This window comes from Nocardioides sp. AN3, from assembly GCF_054653495.1.
This window is the reverse complement of sequence record NZ_BAAIGC010000023.1, coordinates 19,568-36,869: the sequence shown is the minus strand read 5'-3', so window position 1 is coordinate 36,869 and position 17,302 is coordinate 19,568. Positions and strand designations below refer to the sequence as shown.

17 protein-coding genes are annotated in these 17,302 nt (G+C 70.9%); 3 read left to right on the top strand and 14 right to left on the bottom strand.

Annotated features, from left to right (window positions below; genetic code table 11):
• Window positions 1–8 precede the first annotated feature (8 nt).
• The 5 genes from ACYQ1K_RS20595 to ACYQ1K_RS20575 all read right to left on the bottom strand — a co-directional run bounded on the left by ACYQ1K_RS20595 (window position 9) and on the right by ACYQ1K_RS20575 (window position 3,651).
• Window positions 9–863, bottom strand: coding sequence for a universal stress protein (locus ACYQ1K_RS20595; protein WP_459985135.1), 855 nt, complete (start codon window positions 861–863; stop codon window positions 9–11).
• 95 nt (window positions 864–958) lie between these two features.
• The gene (locus ACYQ1K_RS20590) at window positions 959–1,234 is read right to left on the bottom strand and encodes a dsRBD fold-containing protein (protein WP_459985134.1); all 276 of its coding nucleotides are present in this window, start codon (window positions 1,232–1,234) and stop codon (window positions 959–961) included.
• A gap of 52 nt (window positions 1,235–1,286) precedes the next feature.
• Window positions 1,287–2,135 (bottom strand): universal stress protein, encoded by an 849-nt coding sequence (locus tag ACYQ1K_RS20585; RefSeq protein ID WP_459985133.1) that lies wholly within the window; start codon window positions 2,133–2,135, stop codon window positions 1,287–1,289.
• Between the two features lie 5 nt (window positions 2,136–2,140).
• Window positions 2,141–3,058 (bottom strand): universal stress protein, encoded by a 918-nt coding sequence (locus tag ACYQ1K_RS20580; RefSeq protein ID WP_459985132.1) that lies wholly within the window; start codon window positions 3,056–3,058, stop codon window positions 2,141–2,143.
• Window positions 3,055–3,651 carry a flavodoxin domain-containing protein gene (locus ACYQ1K_RS20575; RefSeq protein WP_459985131.1) on the bottom strand — a complete coding sequence of 199 codons (597 nt, stop codon included), beginning with the start codon at window positions 3,649–3,651 and terminating at the stop codon, window positions 3,055–3,057. The genes ACYQ1K_RS20580 and ACYQ1K_RS20575 overlap by 4 nt, the downstream gene beginning before the upstream one ends.
• A 199-nt stretch (window positions 3,652–3,850) precedes the next feature.
• Here ACYQ1K_RS20575 and ACYQ1K_RS20570 point away from each other — a divergent pair, with 199 nt between their 5' ends.
• The 3 genes from ACYQ1K_RS20570 (at window position 3,851) to ACYQ1K_RS20560 (ending at window position 8,139) form a co-directional block, all read left to right on the top strand.
• A complete protein-coding gene (locus tag ACYQ1K_RS20570) occupies window positions 3,851–6,463 on the top strand; it encodes a cation-translocating P-type ATPase (protein ID WP_459985130.1) in 2,613 nt (870 codons plus the stop codon).
• Between the two features lie 74 nt (window positions 6,464–6,537).
• Complete coding sequence (locus ACYQ1K_RS20565) at window positions 6,538–6,960, top strand: pyridoxamine 5'-phosphate oxidase family protein (protein WP_459985129.1); 423 nt, start codon at window positions 6,538–6,540, stop codon at window positions 6,958–6,960.
• Between the two features lie 123 nt (window positions 6,961–7,083).
• Complete coding sequence (locus ACYQ1K_RS20560; RefSeq protein ID WP_459985128.1) at window positions 7,084–8,139, top strand: zinc-dependent alcohol dehydrogenase family protein; 1,056 nt, start codon at window positions 7,084–7,086, stop codon at window positions 8,137–8,139.
• Between the two features lie 73 nt (window positions 8,140–8,212).
• On the opposite strand, the gene ACYQ1K_RS20555 is transcribed toward ACYQ1K_RS20560, so the two are convergent.
• The 9 genes from ACYQ1K_RS20555 to ACYQ1K_RS20515 form a co-directional block, all read right to left on the bottom strand.
• Entirely contained in the window at window positions 8,213–9,013 is an 801-nt protein-coding gene (locus tag ACYQ1K_RS20555) for an ABC transporter permease subunit (protein WP_459985127.1), read from the bottom strand.
• Complete coding sequence (locus ACYQ1K_RS20550; protein WP_459985126.1) at window positions 9,010–9,999, bottom strand: ABC transporter ATP-binding protein; 990 nt, start codon at window positions 9,997–9,999, stop codon at window positions 9,010–9,012. Before ACYQ1K_RS20550 ends, ACYQ1K_RS20555 begins: the two co-directional genes overlap by 4 nt.
• A gap of 135 nt (window positions 10,000–10,134) precedes the next feature.
• Window positions 10,135–11,730: a glycoside hydrolase domain-containing protein gene (locus ACYQ1K_RS20545; RefSeq protein ID WP_459985125.1), complete on the bottom strand. Its 1,596-nt coding sequence runs from the start codon at window positions 11,728–11,730 to the stop codon at window positions 10,135–10,137.
• A 4-nt stretch (window positions 11,731–11,734) separates the two neighbouring features.
• The gene (locus ACYQ1K_RS20540) at window positions 11,735–11,977 is read right to left on the bottom strand and encodes an acyl carrier protein (protein WP_459985124.1); all 243 of its coding nucleotides are present in this window, start codon (window positions 11,975–11,977) and stop codon (window positions 11,735–11,737) included.
• An 11-nt stretch (window positions 11,978–11,988) separates the two neighbouring features.
• Complete coding sequence (locus tag ACYQ1K_RS20535; RefSeq protein WP_459985123.1) at window positions 11,989–13,350, bottom strand: dihydrolipoamide acetyltransferase family protein; 1,362 nt, start codon at window positions 13,348–13,350, stop codon at window positions 11,989–11,991.
• A complete protein-coding gene (locus ACYQ1K_RS20530) occupies window positions 13,343–14,338 on the bottom strand; it encodes an alpha-ketoacid dehydrogenase subunit beta (protein WP_459985122.1) in 996 nt (331 codons plus the stop codon). Before ACYQ1K_RS20530 ends, ACYQ1K_RS20535 begins: the two co-directional genes overlap by 8 nt.
• Window positions 14,335–15,381 (bottom strand): pyruvate dehydrogenase (acetyl-transferring) E1 component subunit alpha, encoded by a 1,047-nt coding sequence (gene pdhA / locus ACYQ1K_RS20525; protein ID WP_459985120.1) that lies wholly within the window; start codon window positions 15,379–15,381, stop codon window positions 14,335–14,337. The genes ACYQ1K_RS20530 and pdhA overlap by 4 nt, the downstream gene beginning before the upstream one ends.
• A complete protein-coding gene (locus ACYQ1K_RS20520; protein WP_459985119.1) occupies window positions 15,378–15,743 on the bottom strand; it encodes an AMP-binding enzyme in 366 nt (121 codons plus the stop codon). Before ACYQ1K_RS20520 ends, pdhA begins: the two co-directional genes overlap by 4 nt.
• A complete protein-coding gene (locus tag ACYQ1K_RS20515) occupies window positions 15,722–17,158 on the bottom strand; it encodes an AMP-binding protein (protein ID WP_459985118.1) in 1,437 nt (478 codons plus the stop codon). Before ACYQ1K_RS20515 ends, ACYQ1K_RS20520 begins: the two co-directional genes overlap by 22 nt.
• Between the last annotated feature and the right edge of the window lie 144 nt (window positions 17,159–17,302).

Genomic DNA, 17,302 nt, shown 5'->3' with positions numbered 1-17,302 from the left:
TGATCGCGCTAGTCCGACGTGCGGGCCTGCGCCATCGCCGCCGGGCGTGTCTCGGGGACGACCGCCACGGTGGTGCGCGCGCGCTCGAGGACCGTCGTCGCGATCGATCCCGTGAGCGTCCTGCCGAGACTGTCCATCGGGTGGCGCCCGACGACCACGAGCTCCCACCGCTCGACGTCGGAGGTCAGGGCCTCATCCACGAGGCCGTGCTTCAGGTCGAGCGCGACTGGCACGTCCGGATAGAGGGTGGCCAGACCGGCCACGGACTCTGCGACCAACGCTCGCAGATCCTCCAGCTCGGGTCCTGCGACCGGTTCGCCTCGCGCCTCGTGGTACTGCGCGACGGCAGCCGCCACGTCCCAGAAGCAGTGCAGGACGGTGAGCGCACAGTCGTGCAGCGCGGCCTGCCGGTAGGCGAACTCGATCACCGGAACCGACTCCGCGGTGCCGTCGGCCCCCACCAGCACGCCACGCGGCTGCGGTCGGTGGCCATCCGGACGGCAGACCACCACCGGACACGCCGCGTGTGCCGCCACCGTCGCGCTGACCGATCCCAGGAGCAGGGACTTCATCGCACCGCGACCGCGGGAGCCGAGCACGACCATCTCCGCCTCGCGTGCGAGATCGAGCAGGACTCGGCGTGGATCGCCTGGGATGGCCAGTGGCTCGACATCCAGGAGCGGGTGGTGGGCCCGTGCCGTCACGACGGCTCGCGAGGCGCTCTCGACATCGCCCTCGCCCACCGTCACCGCGACGAGGCGACGACCTTCCCGCCACGCCTCGTCAGCGGCCCAGCACACGGCTCTCTCTGCGTGCGCTGATCCGTCGACTCCGACCACGATCTCGTCACCCTCGCGTGTCATGGACTCAGGATCACCCCCCGCCCTACGCCGGTCGCACAGTCAGAAGTCGGTGAATGAAGGGACCATCGTCTCTGCCGCACCGGCCATCGGCGACGTCAGACGATGCCGGTGTCGGACCGAAGGCGGACCGTTGGGGCGGAGGACAGCACGCCTTCGATGGCCTCCTCCCGGAGCGCTTGGCCCAGCGCCGCCAGCGCACGGCAGGCGGCCAGACGGTTGTCGATGCCCTGGTGATGTGGGTCTGTGCGTCGGTGTGCAACGCCGACCTCATGGAGCGTCCTCCCGCTGTCGGTGGTCAGCACGACGTCGGCCTGGCTGGTGACGTCGCTGTCGGCGATGCGGATGTAGATGCTCCAGGTCTTGTCGCTCATGTTCCTCACCTGCGGTTGGAGAGTCGGAGCCCGGTCACGCCGCAGCTTGCTGTCACCGGACCACCGCCACCGGACAGAGCGCGTCGTGCAGGACGCGCTGGCTGACGGAGCCCAGCAGCAGGTCGGCGAATGCGTCCCGCCCCCGGGACCCGACGGCGACCATCGAGGCCGCTGCGCTCGAGTCGAGGAGCGCCCGCACCGGCGACGAAGCGACCACCTCCGTGCTGATGTCGACGTCAGGGTGGTCGCGCACCGCTTGCGCCGCCCAGTCGCCGAGCAGACGCTCCGCATGCTTCATCCGGATCTCGTCCTCGGGCGCGAAGAAGTCGTCGTCCGGGCTCAGTGGCGCCGTGACGGCGGGAAGGGCGTGAAGAGCGATGACGGCCTGCTTCTCCCCGCTCGCCAGCTCGCAGGCGAACCGAAGGGCTCGGCCGCTCTCGGCCGATCCGTCCATGCCGACGACGATGTGGCGCGAGCGCGGACGCTGCGACCGTCGGACGACGACCACCGGACACGTGGCGTGACGGGCGACGTGCTGACTGACCGATCCCGTCAAGGAGCCCGTCAGCAGCCCGTGCCCCCGGCTGCCGACGACCAGCATCTCGGCACGGTGGGAGGCTGCCAGGAGTGCGGGGACCGTCGATCCGTGCCGGATGGTGATCCCGGCGTCGTCGAGATCGCAGGAGCGCAGGACCGTGACCGCGAGCTCTCGCCACGCGGCCGCCTCGCGATCGGCCCGCTCCTGATGCCGGCCGAGAAGGAGGTCGGTCTCGTTGACCACGATGACGGTCTCGACGGCCAGGCCGCGCTGACGCGACATCGACGCTGCCCATTGCAGCGCCAGGTCGGCGTCAGGCGAGCCGTCGTATCCGACGACGATGCGGTGATGGGTCGGCTCCATGGCGATCACCTCGTGGGGGCTTCGACGGGTTCGCTGAGCGGAATCTCGTGGAGGGCGGGCGGGAGGACGATCGCCGGGGCCCTCGTCTCACGCAGCACTGCTCGGCCGGCAGCGCCGAGGTGGCCGAGGGGGAAGCCGTGCAGCCGCCGGGTGATCGCGAGCAGGTCCGCCTCCGCGGAGGCGTCGATGAGGGCGCGTGCCGGCTGACCGTGCACGATGCGCACCTCTGCGGTGACGTTCGTGAAGTCCGCCGAGACCTCATCGACGATCTGATCGAGCTCCTTGACGGACCGCTCCTCCCACCCCGGAACGTCGAGTCGGGACGAGAGGAGGTCGTCGTACGGCGAAGGGCTCTCCCAGGCGTGCAGGATCACCAGTCGCGAGCCGCGGTCTGCCGCCAGCTCGAACGCCTGACGGACCAGGTCGTGGCTGGCCGAGACGATCTTGACCCCGGCCACGATGACGCCGAGGGCCGGACGTCGCTCGGTGCCGGCGGGCACGACGACGACGGGGCAGGCGGCGTGTCCCGCCACGCCCCCGATGATCGAGCCGGTGATGAGCCGATGGTGCACGGGGTGCGGCTCGTCACCGAGGACGAGAAGCGCCGAGTCGGCGGCGGCCCGCAGCAGGCCCGCGCGCCTGTCACCTCGCAGGACGAGGGGCTCGACGCGGATCTCGCCGGCGGAGGACTCGAGTCCCCGCGCCGACTCCCGGACGAGCTTCTCGGCCATCCGATGACCCTCCATCGAACCGGGAGAGCCGGGAGAGGCGAAGTAGCCGATCGTCGGGGCGTAGTCGGTGAAGACGTGGAGCAGGCGCAGGTCGGCGCCGACCCTGCGAGCCTCATTCGCGGCCCAGATGGCGGCCGCCTTGCTTCCGTCGGACCCGTCGATGCCGACCGTGATCCGGAGTCGGTCAGTCATGACGTCCGACCCTCGGGCCGGCTTTCGCCTGTCGAGGCTCGATCTCCACCGGGCCGGTCGCTTGCGGCGAGCGTTCGCGCCAACATGCGGCCCCAGGCAGCGCCGCGTTCGAGCTCGCCGTCCTGCAGGGGCCCCTTGGTGTCGGTCACGACGAAGCCGGTCGGCCTGTCGATGACCTGGAGGCCATGCCGGCGGGCGAGACGAGCAGCCGACCGCGCGGCGCCCACGGGGAGACGGCGCACCTGCGACGCACGGGTGTCGTAGGTCGCGACGACGGGTCGCGTCCCGCTCACGGGGATCGTCGCGATCCACTCGCGCAGCCCCGTGACGGCCTTGCTCTCCTCAGCTCCCTGGCGCACGGCCCCGGCGCGGGTGTTCGCGCGGCTCAGCGAGAACGCATGGGTCGGAGCGCCCAAAACCAGCAGGTCGGCACTGAGGCACGCGGTGGGCTCGGCCTCCCGGACGTCGGTGATCGTGGCCTCCACGCCCTGCTCCGCGAGCCCCTCGGCGACGGCGGACGCGATGGCGGAGGTGTTGCCGAACATGGACTCGTAGACGACGACGGCTCGTGGCCGCGGAGTCGAGGGTGACATCGTTCCATCTCCTCACTGCTCTTCGGACACACCCAGCGTGCGGCCGTGATGGCCCCGGGGCAGAGGGGCTTCCCGCCCCCGGTGGGAGGGACGTTCGACCCCCTCTCGCAAGTCCTTGCGCTCTGCAGGTCCGGGTCGTCACGGCCGGACGCTGGCCTCGGAACAGCCGAGCTCACGCGAGCTCGGCCGGAAGGGCGCCGTGACGATCCAAGATGCTGTGGAGCCGCGTGAGGGCGGCTTGAGCTCCGGCGAGGCGGCACGGCGACTCGAGGTCGTCGGCCCGAACGAGGTGCCGAGGCCGCGGCCCCGCACCATGCTCGCGAGGATCGGCCTCCAGCTCGCCGATCCGATGATCCTCATGCTCTGCGCGGCGTTCGTGATCGTCTGCTGGCTCGGCGACGCCTCCGACGCGGTGATCATCGCCGCCGTCGTGGCCCTCAACACCACGCTCGGCGTGCTGCAGGAGCGACGCGCCGAGCACGCCATGGCGGCCCTGGACCAGATGGCGGCCCCACACGCGAGGGTCCTGCGCGACGGCGACCTCGCTGAGATCGCTGCCCGAGACGTCGTGCCCGACGACCTCGTGCGCCTGGAGGCGGGCGACGTGGTGCCGGCGGACCTCCGGCTGGTCGAGGCGGTCTCGCTCATGCTGGACGAGGCGTCGCTGACGGGCGAGTCGGTGCCGGTGTCGCGTGGCTTGGGCGAGGAGGTGCAGGCCGGCACCGTGGTCACGCGCGGGCGCGGGTTCGGCGTCGCCGTGCGCACGGGCGCGGCCAGTGGCCTGGGCCGCATCGCCGCCCTCGTCGCATCGGCTCCTGTCCGTCGTACGCCCCTGCAGACCCGACTGGGCCGCCTCTCACGGCAGCTGATCGTGGCGGTCACGGCGCTCGCCGGACTGGTGCTGCTCCTCGCCGTCCTCCGCGGCGACCCCTTCGGCGAGTCGCTGGTGCTTGCGGTGAGCCTGGCGGTGGCCGCCATCCCGGAGTCCCTCCCAGCCGCCGTGTCGGTGGCGCTTGCGCTCGGCGCCTACCGGATGGCCCAACGGTCGGCGATCGTCCGATGGCTTCCGGCCGTGGAGACGCTCGGGTCGGTCTCGATCCTCGCCTCCGACAAGACGGGCACCCTCACCGAAGGACGCATGACCCTCACGCGGCTCTGGCTGCCGGAGGGGGTCGTGGACGTGCCGGCGGGGGTCGGCGCGCCCTGGTCCGGCGTGGTTGACACCGCCCGCGAGGCCGAGGAAGTGGGAGAGGCGAGCGAGCCTGAGAAGGCGGGCGGGTCTCCCGACTCACTGCGACGGCTGCTCCGGGACCTGGTGCTCTGCAACGACGCCAGACTCGTCCGCCCGGAGGGGACGTGGTCGGTGGTGGGCGACCCGATGGAGGGCGCCCTTCTCCTCGCCGCCGTGTCGTACGACGCCGCCCTGCTCGATGCGTCGCTGAGGTGGCCACGCGTCGCCGAGACGCCGTTCGACAGCGTCCGCCAGTGCATGGAGACGGTGCACGACCTGCCGGGTGGTCGGTGCCGCATCGTCAAGGGCGCCCCCGAGGTCGTGCTGGGCCTGACGCCGGGCACGGCTCAGACCCAGGCGGCTCGTGCTGCGGCGGCCGCCATGGCGGCGGACGGCTTCCGGGTGCTGGCGGTGGCCGAGGTGGGCGCTGGTGACGCCGAAGGATCCGAGGTAGCCCAGGTGGTCGGCCTCGTCGGCCTCGTCGACCCGCCGAAGCCCGACGCGGCATCTGTGGTCGCGGCGTGCCGGGAGGCGGGGATCCGGACGGTCCTGGTCACCGGAGACCACCCCGCCACCGCGCTCGCGATCGCGCGTCAGGTCGGCGTGACAGGTCCAGATGGCGGCGTGGTGGACGGCGCCGCCGTGACCGCCGGAGAGCACGCGGAGCGCTTGGAGTCGATCGACGTCTTCGCCCGCATCAAGCCGGATCAGAAGGTCGACATCGTCGACGAGTGGCAGCGCCGCGGCCACGTCGTCGCGATGACGGGCGACGGGGTCAACGACGCTCCCGCGCTACGCCGGGCCGACATCGGCGTTGCGATGGGCGACCGCGGGACGGAGGTCGCCCGGCAGGCGGCGGACCTCGTGCTCGCCGACGACAATCTCCGGACCGTGGTGACCGCCGTCGGGGAGGGCAGGCGGATCTACGCCAACATCCGCACCTTCCTGCGCTACGCCCTGTCCGGTGGGCTCGCCGAGGTGTTGGTCATCCTGCTGGCGCCCTTCTTGGGCATGCCGGCGCCGTTGCTGCCGGGCCAGATCTTGTGGATCAACATGCTCACTCACGGCGTGCCGGGCGTCGCCTTCGGCGCGGAGCCCCTCGACCCGGCGCTGATGCGGCAGCCCTCGCCGTCCCCTCAGGAGTCCGTGCTCGGACGGCGCCTCGGCACCCAGGTCGCGGTCGGTGGCCTCCTCATCACCCTGGTGACGCTGGTGAGCGGCCTTCTGGCCGTCCAGCACGGGTGGCACGTTTCGACCACGATCTTCGCGACGCTCGGGTTCGCTCAGCTCGGCGTCGCGCTTGCGCTTCGTGCTCCGCGCTCGGGCAGCGGATGGGCGGAGCGCGCGGTCGAGTGCGCGGTGGCCACGTCGGTGCTCCTGCAGACCCTGGCCATCGTCGCACCGCCGCTGCGTGCCCTGCTCGGCACCGAGCCGCTTCCGGCGCCGGCCTGGGCGCTCGTGCTCGCCCTCGCCACACTGCCGGGGGTGCTGATGAAGGTCATGGATCGCCACGGCGTGCTGACCGCCCGACGCTCGGCGCGGGAGGTCCTTGTGCCCGGGGGGCGGGACCTGCGCCTCTGACGTCGCCGGCACCGGGGCACGCACGGTGGAGTCGCCCGCACAGGCGGACGCGGATCAGGCGGAGGAGAGGGACGATGAAGGAGCTGTGGTTCCGGGGCCAGCTGCGGGAGATCGCGCGCGAGGAGTGCTTTCAGCTGCTGGAGAGCACCTCGGTGGGACGGATCGGCTACTGCACGATCCGAGGCGCCGTCGTCCTGCCGGTCAACCACGCCGTGATCGGCGGCGAGATCGTCGTCCGCCTCTCGCCGTCCGGGCAGACGGCTCGCTACCTGCGCGACAACGGGCCGGACGCCGACCTCACCTTCGAGGTCGACGACTACGACGAGTACACCGAGTCGGGCTGGAGCGTCCTGGTGAACGGGACGGCGCGTGCGGCCGAGGCCGACACCCTCGTCAGCGAGACCGACCGGCCGGTGCCGTGGCCCGCCGGCAGCTACTGGGACTACGTGCGGATCCACCCGACCCGCGTGACCGGCCGGCGGCTCGTGCCCGCGTGAGGCGGGACCTTCGATTTGCCAGACCGAGGTCCTTTGGCCCGTGTCCGGATCTGCCGGGGGGAGCAGCGTGGGAGGCGACCGGGAGACGCCCGGTCGCCTCGCACAGCGGAAAGGGCTTGCGCAATGAAGGCACTCGTCTACCACGGCCCCGGCCAGAAGGCATGGGAAGAGCACGAAGACCCGCGGATCCTGCAGCCCACCGATGTGATCGTGCAGATCGACACCACCACGATCTGCGGCACCGACCTCCACATCCTGAAGGGCGACGTACCAGCCGTCAGCGAAGGGCGGATCCTCGGTCACGAGGGCGTCGGCACCGTGATCGAGGTGGGGTCCGCCGTGCGGACGGTGTCGATCGGTGATCGGGTCATCATCTCCTGCATCAGCGCGTGCGGGGCCTGCTCCTACTGCCACGCCGGCCTCTATGCGCACTGCCTGGCAGACGAGGGCGCGAGCGGCATCGGCTGGATCTTCGGGCATCTGATCGATGGCACCCAGGCCGAGTATGTGCGCGTCCCCTTCGCCGACAACTCCGTCTACAAGCTGCCCGACGGCGTCCCCGACGAGGCCGCTGTCATGCTCAGCGACATCCTCCCGACCTCCTTCGAGATCGGTGTGCGCTACGGGCAGGTCAAGCCGGGCGACACGGTCGCCGTGGTCGGCTCGGGGCCGATCGGGCTGGCCGCGATGCTGACCTCCCACCTGTACGGCGCAGCGCGTGTCATCGCCCTCGATCTCGACGCCAACCGGCTGGATCAGGCACGCTCCTTCGGCGCGACCGACACCGTCGACAGCGGGGCCGTCGACTGGAAGGAGCAGGTGTTCGCGATGACTGATGGGCTCGGCGTCGACGTCGCCATCGAGGCCGTCGGCATCCCCGCCACGTTCGAGGCCTGCACGCAGATCGTGCGACCCGGCGGGCGAGTCGCCAACATCGGTGTGCACGGCGCGCCCGCGCAGCTGGCGCTCAACGAGCTGTGGATCAAGGACATCGCGATCACGATGGGTCTGGTGAGCACCAACACCACGGCGATGCTGCTGAAGCTCGTGGCGCAGCACCAACTCGCCGCCGAGAAGTTCGGCACTCACCACTTCACGTTGGACCGGATCCTCGACGCCTACGACACCTTCGGGAACGCCGCGGAGACCAAGGCCCTCAAGGTCGTGATCCGTCGATAGCGGGGCAGGGCGCGGGTCACGACACCGTGATGTTCTCACGACACCGTGATGTTCGACGAGCCTCCTGCGCCTCTCAGTGGAGGCGCAGGTCGCGGTGATCGAAGACCGGCACTGCGGCGACGACGGCGGTGACGGCGCCCAAGGCCACCCAGATCATGGTCAGCGGCACGCCATCGCCGAGCGGGCCGTTGTGCAGGGCTTGGTGGAACGGCGAGAGCGTCTGGTAGGCCTCGACGGAGTCCACGAGCTGGCCGAGGGCATAGAGGACGTACGCCGCGACGGCAGCGCCACCACCGACGCCGATGGCGACGGCACGACGGCCGGTGGCCGCTCCGACGCCTAGCGCGAGCCAGCCGAACTCCAAGCCTAGAAGGACCATGGCCAAGCAGCCCACGAAGGTCTCACCGAGCCCGATGCCCATGTCGAAGACCGCTGAGCAGGACACCAGCACGACTGCCAGGACCACCCCGAGTGCGGCGACGCCCGTCGCCAGGGCAGCCGCCTTCTGAAGCAGGAGGGATCGGGTGGAGACGGGCGTGACCAGCACCGTCTCGAGGTAGCCGCGCTCCTCTTCGCCGGCCACCATCCGGGCGCCACGGCTCACGCCGTAGAAGATGAAGAGCATCGGGAGGATCAGGGTGAACAGCTCGGCGTTCATGAACCCCGTGCCCGTGGTCATCTCCTGCACGTTGAACAGCTTGCGCATGGCTTCGGGATAGTTCTTCATGAGCTCGTCGAAGTTGGGCATGTCGCGGATCGAGGGCCAGACGGCGGCCTCGATCAGCACCAGCAGGCCCACGCCGAGGCCCCAACCCAGGAATGCCCAGCGCTGGTCGCGCACGCCCTTGCCGAAGACGCTCCTCATCAGTCTCATGACGTGCCGTCCTCCTCATACCAGCCAAGGAAGAGATCGCCGAGGTCTGCCTCGTGGGTCAGCACGTTCTCCACGCCGTAGGGGGCGGCCACGCGCAGCAGCTCGGCGGTCGACCCCTCGACTCTGACGTGCGCCGTCGAGGCCGTCACGACGACCTCGCGTACGCCGCCTGCACGTCGCAGCGCCTCGACCGGGGGAGCGCCGTCGAAGACGAGGTCGATGCGCCGCATCGCCTGACCCTGCAGGTTGCTCAGTGTGTCGGTCAGCAACAGGCGACCGCGTCGGAGGACGCCGACCATGTCGGCGACGGCCTCCACCTCACTCAGCACGTGGGACGAGAGGAAGACGGTGCGTCCCTGGTCGCGCACTTCCCGCACCATCGTCAGGAACTCCCGCTGGCCGAGCGGGTCGAGCCCGGAGCTCGGCTCGTCGAGGACCAGGAGCGGCGGATCGTGCATGAAGGCCTGGACGATCCCCACCTTCTGCCGATTGCCGTGGGAGAGCGAGCCGAACCGGCGGTCCAGCGGCAGCTCCAGGCGCTCCGCCAACACGCTGATCGCTGAGGCGCCGGCGCCGCCGCGCAGGCAAGCCAGATGGTGGAGGTACTCGGCTGCCGTCAGATCGGGATAGGCGACGAAGTCGCCGGGCAGGTAGCCGATCAGCCGCTGTGCTGCGTCGCGTCCGCGGGCCACGTCGTGTCCGAGGACCTCGATGCGTCCAGACGTCGCACGGATCAGTCCTGTCACCGCGCGGATCGTCGTGCTCTTCCCTGCCCCGTTCGGCCCGAGGTAGCCGAACACCAGACCCTGCGGCACTGCCAGGTCGACCCCGTCCAAGGCGACCTGCTTGCCGAACACCTTGGTCAGCCCCTCGGTCTGGATCGCCGGCAGATCAGCGGCCGCGGAGACGCCGGACCGATCGGCGTCCGCGGCTGGTCGCTGGGCGTCATGACGGCGCTCGGGAAGCTTCGTCTGCATCCTCGACATCTCGACCTCCTCGTCGCTCGCACCTCCAGGCTCGTCCACGCGGGCGCCGCCGCGGGAGTGACCAACGTCCCCAGCCGGGCCGACCGAGGACCCCTTCGACTCCGCCGACCGCCCCAGCAGCATCACGACCCGCGGTCAGAGGAGCGGCCGTCGGTTCGCCCAGGCCCCTGGCAGTCTGATGCCGGCGGAGAGGCCGCCGGTCCGACCGGGAAAGAGCCGGAGCGTCCCGGTCTCGGAGTCGACGGCCATCAGGTCGGGATGCCCGTCCCGGTTGAAGTCTCCGACGCCGACGAGGCTTCGCCGTCCCGACCAGCCGCGGCCCAGACTGACTCGCGGCCGGAACCCGACGCCATGGCCCGGATACAGGAAGAGCTGGCCGCTCGCCGTGTGTCTGGCGAGCAGGTCGGGGTGACCGTCACCGGTCAGGTCGCCGATGCCGGTCAGCTCACTCATGGTGTTCCAGCCAGGGCCGAGGTCGACGCGTCGGCCGAGTCTGGTGCCGCGGCCAGGGAAGAAGAGCAGGTGTCCCGTCGACTTCCGGATGGCGAGTATGTCCGGGTAGCCGTCGCCATCGAGGTCGCCGACGGCGGTGATCTCCTTCATCCTGTTCCAGCCCGTGCCGAGCCGGACGCGTGGGCGCAGCGCTGACCCTGTTCCGGGGTAGAGCCACAGGTAGCCCGTCGACGAGTCCTGCGCGATCACGTCCTCGTGGCCGTTGCGGTTGAAGTCGCCGAGCCTCGTGATCTGACCGCGAGCATGTCGAACCGCGCCGATCCGCACCGGTGACTCCAGTCCGCTTCCGTTGCCGGGGTAGGCGTAGAGAGAGCCCGTGGTCGTGTCGCGGGCGAGGAGGTCGCTCCACCCGTTGCCGGTGAAGTCGCCGAACCGGGCACGCGGGAGGGGGCGGACGTCGACGTAGTCGTTGTCGATGTTGATCGTCACGCCCCCGTAGGACTCATCATGGCCGCCGCGGTACTGGTGGATCCGGCGATGTGGCGACCAGTAGGTCGCGGGGATCTGGGGGCTGTCGACGCTCGCACGACCATCGAACCGGGCGAAGTAGAGGTAGTCGGGATGGGGCCACCGGACCGAGTGGTAGTCGTCGACCAGATCGTGGACGGTCGAGCCGAGGCTTCCGTAGACGCCCGACAGGTAGCCGACGTCGTGAAGCCGTGCCGTCCAAGCGCCGAGGAAGGCCAGGACCGGCCTGCTGCAGCCGGCATCCGCGGGCCGGTAGGCCTCCATGTCGAAGATCAAGGCGGTGCCGGGAGACATGCCGAGCGAATGTGCTGCGGTGACCGCGGCGCTCGCCTCCGCCCGCCCCTGTGCCGCAGCATGCGCCGGATCCATCAGATAACGCTTTCCTGACGTGGTGCAGGGCGCCTGGAGGCCGAGATAGATCGGCAGCAGATGCCAGCCCGCTGCCTGCTGATGCGCGACCCACGCTGCGGTCAGCTCGATCTGGGCACAGTGGCGGTTCGCACCGCCGATGTAGACGCCGACCGCGCGGTAGGGCGAGGTCAGCCACGCGTCCATCGTGGTCGACGGCGGAGCACTGCAGGCGTCGAAGCCGCCCCCGCGGAACGTGCCTGGCTGTGGTGGCGCCCCGCTGCTCGATCCCGGCACGAGCGTCATCACCACGGCGATGACCAAGAGAGCTGACTGAACCGCACGCCGGCCCCCGGTGCCGATCGGGCGGAACCGGTCGAGGAAGTCCCGAGCCCTCGGCATCGCCTCAGCCCTGTCCAGTGAGGAACTGGACGCACGACGCGATCGTCGTCAGGGCGGGGTAGTCGCGTTCGTCGATGCGTACGCCTGAGGTGGTGCTCAGCGTCTCGACGAAGGACAGGAAGTCCAGCGAGTCGAGCTCGAGCTCGGGCCGGAACGGGAGGTCGTCGCCCAGGCCGTCCACGTCCGCGTCGGGCACGACGTGGTGGAGGGCGTCGGTCACGAGCGTGCGGGCGCGGGGTGTCGTCAACGGTGTGAGGCTCACAGCTTCTCCGGTCGTTGTAGGTGTCGGTCGATGGCGGCGAGCAGCCGGCTGCCAGTGAATCCGTCGGTCGCACGGTGGTCCGCGGCAAGGGTGAGAACGGTGAGCGGACGCACGCCCAGGAGGCCGTCGACCGACCAGGGGCGCTCCATGACGCGACCGAATCCGACCAGCGCCACCTGCGGGGGATAGATGACCCCCAGGACGGACTCGACCCCCTGCTCGCCGAGATTCGTCACGGTCAGCGTCGGGTCGCGCAGCTCGGCGTCGCGCAGCCGCCCGCTGCGGGCCCGGACGACGACGTCGCGCATCGCGGCCATCATCTCGGTGAGCGATCGGTCGGCAGCGTGGTGGATCGCCGGCGCCACGAGGCCGCCGCCCCGCAGCGCAACGGCGACGCCGAGGTGCACGCCGGCACCGGGCTGGAAGCGACCGTCGGTCCAGAACCCGTTGAGCTCGGGGACCTCGACGGCTGCCAGGGCGGTCGCCTTCAGCATCAGCGCGGCGGGGACCAGCCGCTCGGAGACCGGCAGCTCCAGGTTGCGTCTGCCCATCCAGTCGAGTGCGGCGCCAAGGTCGACCGTCGATGACAGGTAGTAGTGCGGGATCTCCCTCTTCGACCGTGACATCACCGCGGCGATCGTCGCGCGCATGCGCTCCTTGCGGTCACCGCTCCACGATGCGACCTGGGCCGCGGTTGCAGGAGTCGACTCCGGCTCGGGGGGCGCCGCGGCAGCGGCCGCGCGGATGTCCGCCGCCCGCACCACCCCGGTCTCCGGGAGGGGGACGTCACTGAGGTCGACGCCGAGCTCGGCCGCGAGCCTGCGAGCGTACGGCGTCACCTGCGACCGTTGCGGCGGAGACGGCGCCGGCGTCGCGACGCGGGCGTCGACCCGCTCGACGGCAGGGGGACGCTGTGCTGTTCCGTCCGCGGCATGGACGACATCTTGGCGGGTGATGCGCCCGCCGCTCCCGGTGCCGTGGACCGTGGCGAGGTCGACCTCGAGGTCGCGTGCCAGGCGCCGGATCCGCGGCTCAGGGGCCGACGGTGAGGGGATGGCAGCCCGTGGGGTGGTGTGGGCCGCGGTGGGCGCGGCGGAGGCCGGGACGGTGGGTGCGACGGTGGGCGGCGTCGTGATCCTCGCGAGGGGCGTGCCCACCGGGACCATGGTGCCTGGCTCGACCAGCAATGCCTCGACGGTGCCGTCGCGGAAGGTCTCGACCTCGACGGCAGCCTTGGAGGTGTCCACCACGGCGACGACGTCGCCCTTGTGGACGGCGTCGCCGGGCTTGACCAGCCATTCCAGCAGCCGGCCCTCATCCATGTCCGCGCCGAGCGACGGCATCGTGAACTCAACCATCGTGCATTCCGAGTGTGCGTCGAGCGGCTCGGACGATCGCCGCCGGCTGCGGCAGTGCCGCCTCCTCCAGATGCCGGGCATACGGCATCGGCACCTCGGCCGAGCAGACGCGCTCCACGGGCCCGTCGAGGTCGAACATCGCCTGCTCGGTGATACGTGCGCTGATCTCTGCCGAGAGGCTGCCGCTGCGCCAGCCCTCGTCGACCACGACGGCCCGGTGGCTGCGGCGCACCGACCCGAGGACGGTCTCGTCGTCGAGCGGCCGCAGGACACGGAGGTCGATCACCTCCGCGGAGACGCCGTCCTCGGCGAGCAGATCGGCGGCGGCCAGCGTCGTCGGGAGCGTCCCTCCGTAGGTGACGAGGGTGACGTCGTCGCCGGGACGGCGTACGGCGGCATGCTCGATGTCCACGGGCCCAGCGTCCGCCGCGAGAGAGCCCTTCATGTTGTAGAGGGAGCCGTGCTCGAAGAGCAGCACTGGATCGGGGTCGAGCAGGGCGGACCAGAGCATCCCGCGGGCGTCCTCGAGAGTGGCGGGTGCGAGGATGCGAAGACCGGGAATGTGGGCGTACCAGCCTTCGAGGCTGTGCGAGTGCTGGGCCGCGAGCTGACGGCCCGCCCCGGTCGTCATCCGGATGACCAGGGGGACGTTGAACTGTCCGCCGGACATGTGGAGCAGGGACCCGGCCGTGTTGACGATCTGGTCGAGCGCGAGCAGGCTGAAGTTGACGGTCATGATCTCGACGATGGGGCGCATCCCGCCGACGGCGGCGCCGATCCCGGCTCCCACGAACGCCAGCTCCGAGAGGGGTGTGTCGCGGATCCGCTCGGGTCCGAACTCCTCCAGCAGCCCCAGGCTCACGGCGAAGCAGCCGCCGTATCGCCCGACGTCCTCGCCCATGAGGAACACCCGCTCGTCCTTGATCAGCGCCTCTCGCAGGGACTCGCGCAGCGCCTCGCGGTAGGTCGTCTCGACATCGGTGCTCATGTCGGGCGCTCCGAGACGACGAAGCGGGTCAGGTCCTCGACCGGCTCCTCAGGTGCGGACTCCGCTGCTGCGACGGCGCTCGCGAGCCGACTCGCGATGTCGTCCTCGATCGAGGCGAGAGCGGCATCAGAGAGGCGGCCGTCGGCTCGCATCCGGTCGGAGAGGAGCCGGATCGGGTCGCGCTCCTTCCACGTCGCGATCTCGGCCTTGTCCCGGTATCGGTCGGGGTCGTACATCGAGTGTGCGCGGAACCGGTAGGTGCGCATCTCGAGGAAGTGGGGCCCGGCTCCGCCTCGGATGTCCTCGACCGCGCGCTGGGCCGCCCTCTCGACCGCGAGCACGTCCATCCCGTCCACCGGCCAGGCGGCGAGGCCGTAGGAGGCGGCGCGCAGCGCGAGGTCGGTCTGGGCGTGCTCGAGTGCCAGGGCGGTGCCCATCGCGTACTGGTTGTTCTCGCAGCAGAACAGGACGGGCAGCTGCCACAGCGCCGCGAGGTTCAGCGACTCGTGGAAGGCCCCCTCGGCGACGGCGCCGTCGCCGAGGAAGCAGACGGTGACCCGGCTGCGACCCTGCAGCCTGTCGGCCAGGGCCAGCCCCGCCGCGAGAGCGATGCCGCCTCCCACGATCGCGTTCCCGCCCACGAACCTCGTCTGGGCATCGAAGATGTGCATCGACCCGCCACGGCCACGTGAGCAGCCGGTCACCTTTCCGAACATCTCGGCCATGAGTGAGTCGACCGAGACGCCGCGTGCGAGCGCGTGTCCGTGCTCCCGGTAGGTCGAGACGACGCTGTCGTCGGCGCCGACGGCCGCGAGCACGCCCGCCGCGATGGCCTCCTCGCCGACGTAGAGGTGGAGGAAGCCTCGGATCTTGGTCGCGCTGTAGAGCTCGGCACAGGTCTCCTCGAAGCGTCGGATCAGCAGCATGGTCCGGAGCAGGTCGAGCTCGTGCTTGGCGACGGGCGTCCCGGCTGAGTCGGTGGTGTCGCTTGTGTCGGCTGCCTCGTTGCGATCCGCGGGCGCGGCGGCACGTCTCCGTGTCACGGGGTCGCCTCCATCGTCGACGTGTCGCCCTCGGGCAGACCGAGCTCGCGGGCCTTCAACAGGCGACGCATCACCTTGCCACTGCTGGTGTGCGGCAGGTGCTGGTCGAAGGCGATCTCCTTGGGGGCCAGGCCGCCCAGGCGCCGCCGGCCGAAGGCGAGCAGCTCCAGTTTCAGCTCATCGGTCGCCTCGACCCCCTCGCGCAGGGTGACGAAGGCCTTGACCAGCTCACCGGCGACCGGGTCGGGCTTGCCGATGACACCGGCCTCCACGACAGCGGGATGCTCCATGAGGGCCGTCTCCACCTCGAAGGGACCGATGAGGTGGCCGGCGGACTTGATCACGTCGTCGGCGCGTCCCACGAACCAGAAGTAGCCGTCGTGGTCGATCCTGGCCAGGTCGCCGCTGAGGTACCAGCCTCCGGCGAAGCAGTCCCGGTAGCGCTCGACGTCTCCGAGGTAGCCGCGGAACATCGACGGCCAGCCGGGGCGAAGGGCCAGCTCGCCGACCTCGCCGGGAGCCGCGACCCTGACCCCCCGTCGACGACGCTCGCCCGCCCGTCGGGGCCACGGGTCAGCACGGTGGCCTCGACGCCCGGCACCGGCCGGCCCATCGAGCCCGGCCACAGGGGCATCCCGCGGTAGTTGCTGATCATGATGGCGCCGGTCTCGGTCTGCCACCAGTTGTCGTGGATCGACAGGCCGTAGGCCTTCTCGCCCCACTCCACCACCTCGGGGTTGAGTGCCTCGCCGACGCTGGCGATGTGGCGCAGTGCTGCGAAGTGGTGCCCACGCGCCAGCTCGACACCGTGCCGCATCAGCATGCGCAGGGCCGTCGGGGCTGTGTACCAGACGTTGACGCGCTCCTGCTCGAGCAGCCGGTACCAGGCATGAGGCTCGAACTCGCCGGCGTAGCTGAGGAGCGTGGCGCCGTGCGTGAGCGGCGCGATGATGCCGTACGACGTGCCTGTCACCCAGCCGGGGTCCGCGGTGCACCAGAACACGTCCTCGGGGTGCAGGTCAAGCGCGTACGCCGCGGTGGCGTGATGAGCGACCACGGCGTCATGGACGTGGATCGCCGCCTTCGGCTTGCCTGTCGTCCCGCTGGTGAAGTGCAGCAGCGCCATGTCCTCGGGATCGGTCGGCCCGATCGAGTACTCAGGCTCGGCCGCCGCCATGGCCGCGGCGAGGTCGATGGTCGCCGGGTCGCTCGTCCCCTCGCTCTCCGGCGAGGAGGTCAGCAGCACGTGGCGCAGGTCTGGCAGGCCCGCGCGGATGGAGAGCACCTTGCGGCGGTACAGCGCCGGCGTCGTGACGAGCACCGCGCCTCGGCCCAGGAGCAGTCGGTCGCGGATCGGCTCCGGGCCGAAGGACGAGAACAGCGGGCTGAACACCGCGCGGTGCTTCAGGGTCCCGATGGCTGCGACGTACTGGTCGACGCCCCGGCCGAGGAGCGACATGACCCGCTCGCCCTTGCCGACCCCCAGTGATGAGAGCACCGAGGCGAAGCGGTTCGTGCGCTCGCGCAGCTCCTCGAAGTCGACCGACGTCGCCCTCCCGTCCTCAGCGATCGCACGGATCGCCGTCCTAGCACCTCGACCTTCCGACACGTGCCGGTCGACCGCCTCGTGGGCGATGTTGAGGCCGCCCCCGGGCAGACCCGCCATCCGCTCCCGCGCCCGTTCCCACGAGAAGGCACCGCAGGCGTCGGCATAGCTGGGACGCGCCGCCCCTCGTCCTCGCTCACCGGCTCGGGGACCGGCCGCCGCACTGGTCATGCTGCCCTCGCTGTCGGACGCTTCTGCCTCTGGCGCTGTCGGCGAGACCGGCAGGCCGGGCCTCGCGTCCGTCCAGTGCAGCGCCGGGCGCTTGTTGCCCGGCACGGCCGAAAGGCCCTGGTCCCGCGGCAGTTGGTCTCGGGC